At 56.5% G+C, this 11,126-nt stretch carries 10 protein-coding genes, 2 tRNA genes and 1 other RNA gene; 6 read left to right on the top strand and 7 right to left on the bottom strand.

Annotated elements, in window-relative coordinates:
• The 5 genes from SIK97_RS26600 to pnuC form a co-directional block, all read left to right on the top strand.
• Window positions 1-151: non-coding RNA, RtT sRNA (locus tag SIK97_RS26600), on the top strand; the annotation flags it as partial.
• Window positions 152-197: 46 nt separating this feature from the next.
• A tRNA-Lys gene (locus tag SIK97_RS26595) sits at window positions 198-273 on the top strand.
• Window positions 274-407: 134 nt separating this feature from the next.
• Window positions 408-483 (top strand) — tRNA-Lys (locus tag SIK97_RS26590).
• 673 nt (window positions 484-1,156) lie between these two features.
• Window positions 1,157-2,200, top strand: a complete 1,044-nt coding sequence (nadA, locus tag SIK97_RS26580; RefSeq protein WP_004848967.1) for a quinolinate synthase NadA — start codon at window positions 1,157-1,159, stop codon at window positions 2,198-2,200.
• A 35-nt stretch (window positions 2,201-2,235) separates the two neighbouring features.
• Window positions 2,236-2,955: a nicotinamide riboside transporter PnuC gene (gene pnuC, locus SIK97_RS26575; RefSeq protein WP_014228459.1), complete on the top strand. Its 720-nt coding sequence runs from the start codon at window positions 2,236-2,238 to the stop codon at window positions 2,953-2,955.
• Here pnuC and zitB read toward each other — a convergent pair.
• Together zitB and SIK97_RS26565 are read right to left on the bottom strand one after the other, a co-directional pair.
• The gene (zitB, locus tag SIK97_RS26570; protein ID WP_014228460.1) at window positions 2,952-3,896 is read right to left on the bottom strand and encodes a CDF family zinc transporter ZitB; all 945 of its coding nucleotides are present in this window, start codon (window positions 3,894-3,896) and stop codon (window positions 2,952-2,954) included. The genes pnuC and zitB overlap by 4 nt on opposite strands.
• Before the next feature lie 117 nt (window positions 3,897-4,013).
• Window positions 4,014-4,385: a YbgS-like family protein gene (locus SIK97_RS26565; RefSeq protein WP_025108131.1), complete on the bottom strand. Its 372-nt coding sequence runs from the start codon at window positions 4,383-4,385 to the stop codon at window positions 4,014-4,016.
• 314 nt (window positions 4,386-4,699) lie between these two features.
• Between SIK97_RS26565 and aroG the strand changes: the two genes are divergently transcribed.
• Window positions 4,700-5,752 (top strand): 3-deoxy-7-phosphoheptulonate synthase AroG, encoded by a 1,053-nt coding sequence (aroG, locus tag SIK97_RS26560; RefSeq protein WP_014228462.1) that lies wholly within the window; start codon window positions 4,700-4,702, stop codon window positions 5,750-5,752.
• Between the two features lie 67 nt (window positions 5,753-5,819).
• Here aroG and gpmA read toward each other — a convergent pair whose 3' ends face one another.
• The 5 genes from gpmA to galE form a co-directional block, all read right to left on the bottom strand.
• Window positions 5,820-6,572 (bottom strand): 2,3-diphosphoglycerate-dependent phosphoglycerate mutase, encoded by a 753-nt coding sequence (gene gpmA, locus SIK97_RS26555; RefSeq protein WP_004100351.1) that lies wholly within the window; start codon window positions 6,570-6,572, stop codon window positions 5,820-5,822.
• Window positions 6,573-6,828: 256 nt separating this feature from the next.
• Window positions 6,829-7,872, bottom strand: coding sequence for a galactose-1-epimerase (gene galM / locus SIK97_RS26550; RefSeq protein WP_057173533.1), 1,044 nt, complete (start codon window positions 7,870-7,872; stop codon window positions 6,829-6,831).
• The gene (gene galK / locus SIK97_RS26545) at window positions 7,866-9,014 is read right to left on the bottom strand and encodes a galactokinase (protein ID WP_032748787.1); all 1,149 of its coding nucleotides are present in this window, start codon (window positions 9,012-9,014) and stop codon (window positions 7,866-7,868) included. Before galK ends, galM begins: the two co-directional genes overlap by 7 nt.
• 2 nt (window positions 9,015-9,016) lie before the next feature.
• Window positions 9,017-10,063, bottom strand: a complete 1,047-nt coding sequence (galT, locus tag SIK97_RS26540) for a galactose-1-phosphate uridylyltransferase (protein ID WP_004848986.1) — start codon at window positions 10,061-10,063, stop codon at window positions 9,017-9,019.
• Between the two features lie 9 nt (window positions 10,064-10,072).
• Window positions 10,073-11,089, bottom strand: a complete 1,017-nt coding sequence (galE, locus tag SIK97_RS26535; RefSeq protein WP_004130603.1) for a UDP-glucose 4-epimerase GalE — start codon at window positions 11,087-11,089, stop codon at window positions 10,073-10,075.
• Between the last annotated feature and the right edge of the window lie 37 nt (window positions 11,090-11,126).

The raw sequence follows: 11,126 nt of genomic DNA, 5'->3' as shown, positions 1-11,126 counted from the left end.
GCAGTTGACTTTTAATCAATTGGTCGCAGGTTCGAATCCTGCACGACCCACCAATTTAACATCAAACTCAGATGTTAAGCGTGAAGGATAACGTTGCGTCAGCAACGGCCCGCAGGGCGAGCGAAAGCGAGTCATCCTGCACGACCCACCAATTTCGAATTGGTGACGAGTGAAGAATATTCAGGCAGTACCCGAGCGGGTCGTTAGCTCAGTTGGTAGAGCAGTTGACTTTTAATCAATTGGTCGCAGGTTCGAATCCTGCACGACCCACCAATGCTTAGGTGAGCAGTAGTAGTAAGCGTAAAGGATAACGTTGCGACAGCAACGGCCCGTAGGGCGAGGCGAAGCCGAGTCATCCTGCACGACCCACCATCCTGAATCGTTCCAGTTAGCAGTAAACCCGCAAGGGGTCGTTAGCTCAGTTGGTAGAGCAGTTGACTTTTAATCAATTGGTCGCAGGTTCGAATCCTGCACGACCCACCAATTTAACATCAAACTCAGATGTTAAGCGTGAAGGATAACGTTGCGTCAGCAACGGCCCGTAGGGCGAGCGAAGCGAGTCATCCTGCACGACCCACCAATGCAAAAAAGCGCCCTAAAGGCGCTTTTTTGCTATCTGCCATTTCCTCGAAAATCACAACAATCCGCAATACCTTAATGCTGCGTTATTCTACCGTCGCGCTGCGTTTACCGTGGCTACAATTGGCACAGGCCAATAGCCCGGACAGATGCGTAGCATCGCCTCCGGGAAATGTGCCGGGCCTGATGCCTTTGCGTGGCTTCGTCCCGGGGGCGGCGCTTGACGCGCCTTGCCCGGGCTACAGATTCGTGCGTTCTGCAGGTTTAGCAGCCCGGACAGATGCGCAGCATCGCCTCCGGGAAATGTGACGGCCTGATGCCTTTGCGTGGCTTCATCCCGGGGGCGGCGCTTGACGCGCCTTGCCCGGGCTACAGATTCGTGCGTTCTGCAGGTTTGGCAGCCTGGACAGATGCGCAGCATCGCCTCCGGGAAATGCTCCCTGTGGGAAAAATTCCTCACGACATTTTCTGCACAATCGGCTATCTTGTTTAGCATATAAAACACCATGACCGGTTAATACCTTTCTTCAGGCATTATTACGGTCTGAAAGTTAAGCCAGTGAAACGAGACTGCAAGATGAGCGTAATGTTTGACCCGGAAGCGGCGATTTATCCTTTTCCTCCGAAGCCCATGCCGTTAAACCGCGATGAGAAGCACTTTTATCGCGAAAAAATTAAACGCCTGCTGCGCGAGCGCGATGCGGTGATGGTGGCCCATTACTATACCGACCCCGAAATTCAGCAACTGGCCGAAGAGACCGGCGGCTGTATCTCCGATTCCCTGGAGATGGCGCGCTTCGGCGCCCGACATTCTGCCTCGACGCTGTTGGTCGCCGGCGTGCGCTTTATGGGAGAAACGGCGAAAATCCTCAGCCCGGAAAAAACCATCCTGATGCCCACGCTCCACGCGGAGTGCTCGCTCGATCTGGGCTGCCCGATCGAGGAGTTTAGCGCTTTCTGCGATGCGCATCCGGATCGTACGGTCGTGGTCTACGCCAATACTTCAGCGGCGGTAAAGGCGCGCGCCGACTGGGTTGTGACGTCGAGCATCGCTGTGGAACTCATTGAGCATCTTGATAGCATGGGTGAAAAAATCATCTGGGCGCCGGACCGCCATTTAGGCAGCTATGTGCAGAAACAGACCGGCGCCGACGTACTGTGCTGGCAGGGTGCCTGCATCGTTCATGATGAATTCAAAACTCAAGCGCTGGCGAGAATGCGGGCGCTTTATCCGCAGGCCGCGGTGCTGGTTCACCCGGAATCACCGCAGGCGATTGTCGATATGGCTGACGCGGTGGGGTCAACCAGCCAGTTGATCAATGCCGCTAAAACGCTGCCGCACAAGCAGCTCATCGTCGCCACCGACCGCGGAATTTTCTACAAAATGCAGCAGGCGGTACCGGAAAAAGAGCTGCTGGAAGCGCCTACGGCAGGCGAAGGGGCAACCTGTCGCAGCTGCGCCCACTGTCCGTGGATGGCGATGAACGGCCTGCAGGCGATTGCGGAAGGGCTGGAAAAGGGAGGCGTTGAACATGAAATTCACGTTGATGAACAGCTGCGAACCGGGGCGCTGGTTCCGCTAAACAGAATGCTCGATTTTGCGGCTACACTTCGGGGATAGCTCATTACTGCGTTACAGAACGCTCTGGGGATAAGATGGATTTTTTTAGTACGCAGAACATATTAGTGCATATACCCATTGGCGCAGGAGGATATGACCTGTCGTGGATTGAAGCGGTAGGCACCGTCGCAGGATTGCTGTGCATCTGGCTGGCGAGCCTGGAGAAGATTGCCAACTATGCGTTTGGGCTGATCAACGTCACGCTGTTTGCCATTATCTTCTTTCAGATCCAGCTCTACGCCAGCCTTCTGCTGCAGATCTTTTTCTTCGCGGCCAACGTCTACGGCTGGTACGCCTGGTCACGACAAACCAGCGATAACCAGGCGGAACTGCAAATCCGCTGGCTGCCGCTGCCGAAAGCGTTAGGCTGGCTGGCGGCCTGCGTGGTGGCGATTGGCCTGATGACGGTATTTATCGATCCGGTTTTTGCGTTTCTGACCAGGATTGCCGTCGCGCTGATGCACACCCTGGGCCTGCAGGTTGCTATGCCGGCGCTGCAGCCAGACGCTTTCCCGTTCTGGGACTCCTGCATGATGGTTCTCTCGGTTGCGGCGATGATCCTGATGACGCGCAAATACGTCGAAAACTGGCTGCTGTGGGTGATTATCAACGTCATCAGCGTGGTTATTTTCGCCCTGCAGGGCGTTTATGCGATGTCGCTCGAATATCTGCTGCTGACCTTCATCGCCCTCAACGGCAGCCGTATGTGGATTAACAGCGCGCGTGAGCGCGGCTCTCACGCGTTTTCCCGCTAATGGTGATGATGATGTCCATGCCCGGCGTGCGTCATGTTCAGACGGCACTCCGGGCCGCTGCAGGGCTGATACTCCATCTGAACCGTAATGTGTTCAATTTCATACTTATGCTGTAAGAAGCCCTGGATTCGTTCAAGCAGGCCGTCGTGATCGTGCGGCGGTACCACCTGCACGTGCAGCGTCATCACCGTTTTTTCTCCAACCAGCCACGCATGAACGTGGTGTACGTCGCGAACTTCCGGTATCGAGCGGCGCAAATCGCGCTTTAAGGCGTCGACGTCAAGCGAACGCGGCGCGCCCTCCAGCAGCTCATTAACGCTCTCCTGCAGCAAACGCCATGCGCTGCGCAGAACCAGGCACGATACCAGCACGGACAGAATAGGATCGATAGGCGTCCAGCCGGTGGTGATGATCACGATTGCGGCAATAATGGCCCCAACCGAACCGAGTAGATCCCCCAGCACATGCAGAGCGGCGGCCCGCACGTTGAGGTTACGCTCTTCACTGCCGCGATGGAGGATCCAGAAGGCCAGAATATTGGCCAGCAGGCCGGCAACGGCGATGATCATCATGGTTTTACCGGCTACCGGTTGCGGATGATGAAAACGCTGAATGGCCTCCCAGACGATTAATATCGTAATGACCACTAAGGCGATAGCATTGAGAAAGGCCGCCAGCGTGGTCAGCCGCAGCCAGCCAAAGGTGTGTTGAGCATTAGGCGGGCGACTGGCGAAACGCACGGCCAGAAAGGCGAACAGCAGCGCTGCGGCGTCCGTCAGCATATGCCCGGCATCGGCCAGCAGCGCCAGCGAACCTGAAATGAGTCCGCCTGCAACCTCAACCAACATGAATCCGGCCGTGACGCAGAACGCCAGCAGCAGCCGACGGGCATTATTATCTTCGGTGGATTGCGGAGAATTATGCGAGTGTGATTGCCCCATGGTGCCATCCCTACATTATTATTTTGATGATTACTTTATGACATGATTCACCTCTTGGGGTGAATAAAATGAAAAAAGGAGAGCCTTAGCTCTCCTTCCGGGCGGATACCGCGCAGATTATTGGGTGGTACCGTCGGTTTTCGTCGCCTCGTCCTGGCCGACCTTTTTATCGGTATCCGGGCAGCGGCCATCTTTGCACATTGAGTTTTTGTGGACTTCATCGCTCGACATCCCGTCGTGGTTCATGGTGGAGCCGTTGGGGTGGAGCATGGTGCCGCCGGTATCGGTGGAACCGGCGTTAATTTTACCGTTGTCCACGTTGTTTGGCGCCACGTTTTCACGCGCGTCTGGGGCGACCTGACCCGCGTCGGCTGCCGAATTGGCCTGCCCGTTGTTCGACTGCGCGCCGGTATCGGCGGCCAGCGCCGCGCCGCTGGCCAGGCCCAGGGTTGCTGCGAGGAGAAGACTGGTTAGCTTGTTCATTTTCATTGGATGCTCCTGTTATATCGATTTACCGAATTACCTCTTCCAACAGTGCATTGCCGGAGGTTCTACTCGTTGTGGTTAAAGCTTCGCTGTTAGCGAGCGGCATTAATATATAATGCTGAATGCTAAAGAAAATTAAGTTCTAACAGTTAAAAATTATAGCTTGTGGCCACTATTCCGCGACTTTATGGCGTTTTTTAGCCTATTTCCAGGAATATTCTGCCGCCACTGTAAAATCACGTTTACACTTTTTGAGTGAAGAGATAGATTGGAGGGATTGCATTTAACTAGATAAGTATGGCAACGCTGGAAATAAGATGAATTATCAGAACGACGATTTACGCATTAAAGAGATCAACGAATTATTACCTCCCGTTGCGCTCCTGGAAAAATTCCCCGCTACCGAAAACGCCGCCAACACCGTTGCGCATGCGCGCAAAGCGATCCACCAGATCCTTAAAGGTCATGACGATCGGCTGCTGGTCGTGATCGGTCCATGCTCCATTCACGATCCGGCGGCGGCAAAAGAGTATGCCGAGCGTCTGCTCGCGCTTCGCGAAGAGCTTAAAGGCGAGCTGGAAATCGTGATGCGCGTGTATTTTGAAAAACCGCGCACCACCGTGGGCTGGAAAGGGCTGATCAACGATCCGCATATGGATAACAGCTTCCGCATCAACGATGGTCTGCGGATCGCGCGCAAGCTGCTGCTTGATATTAACGACAGCGGACTGCCAGCGGCCGGGGAGTTCCTCGATATGATCACCCCGCAGTATCTTGCCGACCTGATGAGCTGGGGCGCGATTGGCGCGCGTACCACCGAGTCACAGGTGCACCGCGAACTCTCTTCCGGCCTCTCCTGCCCGGTAGGCTTTAAAAACGGCACAGATGGCACCATTAAAGTCGCTATCGACGCCATCAATGCCGCCGGCGCGCCGCACTGTTTCCTGTCGGTGACCAAATGGGGACATTCGGCGATTGTGAACACCAGCGGCAATAGCGATTGCCATATTATCCTGCGCGGCGGTAAAGAGCCGAACTACAGCGCGCAGCACGTGGCAGAAGTGAAGGTGGGTCTGGCGAAAGCAGGCCTGCCCGCTCAGATCATGATCGATTTCAGCCATGCCAACTCCAGCAAACAGTTTAAAAAGCAGATGGATGTCGGCACAGACGTATGCCAGCAGGTTGCCGGCGGCGAGCGGGCGATTATGGGCGTGATGATCGAAAGCCATCTGGTGGAAGGCAATCAGAGCCTCGACAGCGGTGAGCCGCTGGCCTACGGTAAAAGCATTACTGATGCCTGTATCGGGTGGGAAGATACCGATACGCTGCTTCGTCAGCTGGCGAATGCGGTAAAAGCGCGCCGCGGTTAGGTTTTACGGCAAGTCTCAAAATAAAAAAGCGTGGAGTGCTCCACGCTTTTTTTACATCCCGCGAAAATTACTTCGCTTTACCCTGGTTCGCTACGGCAGCGGCTTTCGCGGCGATCTCGTCGGCGTTACCCAGATAGTAATGTTTAATAGGCTTGAAGTTCTCGTCGAACTCATACACCAGCGGTACGCCGGTCGGGATGTTCAGTTCGAGGATCTCTGCTTCGCCCATGTTGTCGAGGTATTTCACCAGCGCGCGCAGGGAGTTACCGTGAGCGGCGATAATCACGCGCTCACCGCTTTTCAGACGCGGCAGAATGGTTTCATTCCAGTACGGTACGACGCGGTCGATGGTCAGCGCCAGGCTCTCGGTGGTAGGCAGCTCAGCGTCGGTCAGTTTTGCATAGCGCGGATCGTGACCCGGGTAGCGCTCGTCGTCTTTGGTCAGCTCCGGCGGCGTTACCGCAAAGCCGCGACGCCACTGCTTAACCTGCTCGTCACCGTATTTTTCAGCGGTTTCCGCTTTATTGAGGCCCTGCAGCGCACCGTAGTGACGCTCGTTCAGTTTCCAGGACTTTTCTACCGGCAGCCAGGCCTGATCCAGTTCGTCCAGCACGTTCCACAGGGTGTGGATGGCACGTTTCAGCACAGAGGTATAAGCAAAGTCGAAGCTGAAGCCTTCTTCTTTCAGCAGCTTACCGGCCGCTTTTGCTTCACCCACGCCTTTTTCAGACAGGTCAACGTCATACCAACCGGTGAAACGGTTTTCGTTGTTCCATTGGCTTTCGCCGTGACGAACGAGTACCAGCTTAGTTACAGCCATACACTTACTCCTCAATACACGTCATCTTTCTCGCCGCTTTGATGCGACCCGAAATCTGTAGTGTGTATATTTATTGATTGATAACTATTCTCATTATATTGCCGCGACTTACCTCACGGCAATGCTTATCCCTAACCATAGCGAAAATAGTCGCTCAGTGTAAGGTGCTTGTAAAACAGAGGTTATGTTTTTGTCTGTAAGTGGCGTATTTTTCAGCGAAAGGATAAAAAAAGCCCTCCATCAGGAGGGCTGGATATTATTTCGCAATAAACTGATATTCCGTCAGGCTGACGTACTCTTCGCCGGGGCGCAGTACGCAATCCGGCTGCGGCCATTCCGGATGGTTCGGTGAATCCGGCAGGAACTCGCTCTCCAGAGCCAGACCTTGCCAGTCAGCGTAAGGCTGCGCGGTGCGCGACGGCGTGCCGGCCAAATAGTTGCCGGAGTAGAACTGCAGCGCCGGAGCGGAGGTATAGACCGTCATCTGCAGCTTTTCGTCCTGCGACCAGACGTGAGCCGCCGGGCTTTTGGCATCGCCCAGCGCCTGGAGCAGAAAGGCGTGGTCGTAACCTTTGACCTTTTGCTGGTCTTCATCGCGCAGGAAATCGTCCGCCAGCATCTTCGGCGTGCGGAAATCGAAGCTGGTCAGGGTGACGTTTTGCAAATCGCCTCCCGGAATACCGTCGCTCTCAACGGGCAGATACGCATCGGCAAAGATTTGCAGCCTATGGCTACGCACGTCGCTCTGCACGCCATCAAGATTGAAATAGACGTGGTTGGTCAGGTTTACCGGGCAGGGCTGATCAACGGTGGCGCGATACTCGATGGCGATACGATTATCGTCGGTCAGGCGGTAGTGCGCCGTAGCCGTCAGATTGCCGGGGAACCCCTGATCGCCATCGTGGGAGGAGAGTGAAAACAGCGCGTGACGATCGTCGGCGCTGACAATCTGCCAGCGGCGCTTATCAAATCCTTCAGGACCGCCGTGCAGCTGATGGCCGGCCTCGTTGGAGGGCGTCAGATTAACGCTATGGCCATCAAGGGAAAAGCGGCTGTTGGCGATACGGTTCGCGTAACGGCCTACGGAAGCGCCGAGATAGGCGGCCTGGCGCGTATAGTCGCCAGGGGTCGCGCAGCCGAGCAGCGCTTCGCGTACGCTGCCGTCGGCCAGCGTCACGCGCGCGGAGAGCAGCGTCGCGCTCCAGTCCATTACGGTGACCGTCATGCCTGCGTCGTTACGCAGGGTGAGGAGATTCCACGGCTGGCCGTCCGGCGCCAGTTCCGTTGTTGGGTTTAGCATTGTCCAGCTCCCTGCGACGGTTTGCAGACGTAAAAGGTCTCTTTGATACCGGTTTTCGCTTCATACTCTTTGGCAACGGCCTGCTGTACGGTCTCGACCAGATCTTCCGGCACCAGGGCGACGATACAGCCGCCGAAACCGCCGCCGGTCATGCGGACGCCGCCTTTATCGCCGATGGTCGCCTTGACGATGTCCACCAGGGTATCAATCTGCGGGACGGTGATTTCAAAATCATCGCGCATGGAGGCGTGGGATTCCGCCATCAGCTCGCCCATCCGCAGCAGATCGCCTTTTTCCAGCGCCGCGGCGGCTTCTACGGTGCGGGCGTTTTCAGTCAGCACGTGGCGAACGCGTTTGGCGACCACCGGGTCAAGCTCGTGGGCGACGGCGTTGAACTCTTGCAACGTGACGTCGCGCAGGGCCGGCTGCTGGAAGAAACGCGCGCCGGTTTCACACTGTTCGCGGCGAGTGTTGTATTCGCTGCCGACCAGAGTGCGCTTAAAGTTACTGTTAATAATCACCACCGCGACGCCTTTCGGCATCGAGACCGCTTTGGTCCCCAAGGAGCGGCAGTCGATCAGCAGCGCGTGATCTTTTTTACCGAGCGCGGAGATCAGCTGGTCCATAATGCCGCAGTTGCAGCCGACGAACTGGTTTTCCGCTTCCTGGCCGTTCAGCGCGATTTGCGCGCCGTCGAGCGGCAGATGGTACAGCTGCTGGAACACGGTGCCGACGGCGACTTCCAGCGAAGCCGAGGAGCTTAACCCCGCGCCCTGCGGCACGTTGCCGCTGATGACCAGATCCGCGCCGCCGAAAGCGTTATTCCGCTGCTGGAGATGCTTCACCACGCCGCGGACATAGTTTGACCACTGCTGGGTATCGTGGCTGGTAATCGGCGAGTCGAGAGAGAATTCATCGGTCTGATTGTCGTAATCGGCGGCAATCACCCGCACGGTACGATCGTCGCGCGGCGCACAGGCGATGACCGTCTGGTAATCAATGGCGCAGGGCAGCACGAACCCATCGTTATAGTCGGTATGCTCGCCGATCAGGTTAACGCGGCCAGGGGCCTGGATAACATGTCTGGCCGGATAGCCAAATTTCTCAGCAAACAGGGCTTGGGTTTTCTCTTTCAGACTCATAGTTATACTCCGGATTCGCGAAAATGGACGTCGCTTACAGCGCGCAGACGTTCGGCGGCCTGCTCGGCCGTCAGGTCACGCTGGGTTTCAGCCAGCATTTCATAGCCGACCATAAATTTACGCACCGTCGCGGAGCGCAGCAGCGGCGGATAAAAATGCGCGTGCAGCTGCCAGTGATTATTCTCTTCATCGTTAAACGGCGCGCCGTGCCAGCCCATAGAGTAGGGGAATGAGCACTGGAACAGGTTGTCGTAACGGCTGGTCAGCTTTTTCAGCGCCAGCGCGAGGTCGCTGCGCTGGTCATCGGTTAAATCAGTCAGGCGCTGTACGTGCGCTTTCGGCAACAGCAGCGTCTCGAAGGGCCACGCTGCCCAGTAAGGGACCACCGCGAGCCAGTGTTCGGTCTCGACGACGGTGCGGCTACCGTCGGCTAATTCGCGCTGCGCGTAATCCACCAGCATCGGCGCGCCGTGCTCGGTGAAGTACGCTTTTTGCAGACGATCTTCGCGTTCCGCCTCGTTAGGCAGAAAGCTGTTTGCCCACACCTGGCCATGCGGATGTGGGTTGGAGCAGCCCATTGCCGCGCCTTTATTTTCAAAGACCTGCACCCACGGGTAGGTTTTCCCGAGGTCGGCGGTCTGCTCCTGCCACGTTTTAACCACGCCTTCCAGCGCCTCTACGCTCAGTTCCGGCAGCGTTTTGCTGTGGTCTGGCGAGAAGCAGATGACCCGGCTGGTACCGCGGGCGCTCTGACAGCGCATAAGCGGGTCGTCGCTTTCCGGGGCGTCAGGGGTATCGGTCATCAAAGCCGCAAAGTCATTGGTAAAAACAAACGTACCGGTGTAGTTCGGGTTTTTGTCGCCGGTGACGCGGGTATTACCCGGGCACAGGAAACAGTCCGGGTCGTGCGCGGGCAAGGTCTGTTTTGCCGGCGTTTCCTGCGCCCCCTGCCAGGGGCGCTTGGCGCGATGCGGAGAAACCAGAATCCACTGCCCGGTTAACGGGTTATAACGACGATGTGGATGGTCGACGGGGTTAAATACGCTCATGAAGGTTCCTTAGTCGGGATAACCCTGCGGATGACGGGACTGCCAGTGCCAGGTGTCCTGCGCCATTTCGTCAAGGTTGCGCGTCACGCGCCAGTTCAGCTCGCGATCGGCCTTTTCAGCGTCCGCCCAGTAGGCCGGGAGGTCGCCTTCGCGGCGCGGTGCGAAGTGGTAGTTAATCGGTTTGCCGCAGGCTTTGCTAAATGCGTTGACCACGTCGAGCACGCTGCTGCCGACGCCTGCGCCAAGGTTATAGATATGCACGCCGGCTTTATCGGCCAGTTTTTCCATCGCCGCGACGTGTCCGTCTGCCAGGTCCATCACGTGAATGTAGTCGCGCACGCCGGTGCCATCTTCGGTTGGGTAGTCGTTGCCGAATACCGCCAGCGATTCACGACGGCCAACCGCGACCTGCGCGATATACGGCATCAGGTTGTTCGGAATACCCTGCGGATCTTCCCCCATATCGCCCGACGGATGCGCGCCGACCGGATTGAAGTAGCGCAGCAGCGCGATGCTCCAGTCCGGCTGCGCTTTTTGCAGGTCGGTCAGGATCTGCTCAACCATCAGCTTGCTTTTACCGTAAGGGCTCTGAGGCGTACCGGTCGGGAAGCTTTCGACGTAAGGGATTTTGGGCTGGTCGCCGTAGACGGTCGCGGAGGAGCTGAAAATAAAGTTTTTCACGCCCGCGGCGCGCATGGCGGAAACGAGTTTCAGTGTGCCGGTTACGTTGTTGTCGTAGTACTCCAGCGGCTTAGCGACGGATTCCCCGACGGCTTTCAGGCCGGCGAAATGGATCACCGCTTCAATGGCGTGATCGTGGAGAATTTCCGTCATCAGCGCTTCGTTACGAATGTCGCCTTCGACAAAGGTGGCGCTTTTCCCGCCGAGACGTTCAATGATTGGCAATACGCTGCGCTTACTGTTGCAGAGATTGTCGAGAATAATCACTTCGTGTCCCTGCAGTAGCAGTTGAACGCAGGTGTGACTTCCAATGTAACCGCTACCACCTGTAACCAGTACTTTCATGATTCGCTCCAATAGGCTTATCGTGTGAGAAGAAGAT

Source organism: Klebsiella sp. JN_Kp126, from assembly GCF_033843325.1.
Classification (GTDB): domain Bacteria; phylum Pseudomonadota; class Gammaproteobacteria; order Enterobacterales; family Enterobacteriaceae; genus Klebsiella; species Klebsiella michiganensis.
Note: the sequence above shows the minus strand (reverse complement) of the source record. Positions and strands in the feature narration are given on the sequence as shown.

Coding starts and splice junctions, on each gene's coding strand:
- galT (WP_004848986.1), bottom strand. CDS start 10,063: ATGAGCGTATTTAACCCCGTCGACCATCCACATCGTCGTTATAACCCG.
- aroG (WP_014228462.1), top strand. CDS start 4,700: ATGAATTATCAGAACGACGATTTACGCATTAAAGAGATCAACGAATTA.
- galE (WP_004130603.1), bottom strand. CDS start 11,089: ATGAAAGTACTGGTTACAGGTGGTAGCGGTTACATTGGAAGTCACACC.
- galM (WP_057173533.1), bottom strand. CDS start 7,872: ATGCTAAACCCAACAACGGAACTGGCGCCGGACGGCCAGCCGTGGAAT.
- gpmA (WP_004100351.1), bottom strand. CDS start 6,572: ATGGCTGTAACTAAGCTGGTACTCGTTCGTCACGGCGAAAGCCAATGG.
- pnuC (WP_014228459.1), top strand. CDS start 2,236: ATGGATTTTTTTAGTACGCAGAACATATTAGTGCATATACCCATTGGC.
- zitB (WP_014228460.1), bottom strand. CDS start 3,896: ATGGGGCAATCACACTCGCATAATTCTCCGCAATCCACCGAAGATAAT.
- SIK97_RS26565 (WP_025108131.1), bottom strand. CDS start 4,385: ATGAAAATGAACAAGCTAACCAGTCTTCTCCTCGCAGCAACCCTGGGC.
- galK (WP_032748787.1), bottom strand. CDS start 9,014: ATGAGTCTGAAAGAGAAAACCCAAGCCCTGTTTGCTGAGAAATTTGGC.
- nadA (WP_004848967.1), top strand. CDS start 1,157: ATGAGCGTAATGTTTGACCCGGAAGCGGCGATTTATCCTTTTCCTCCG.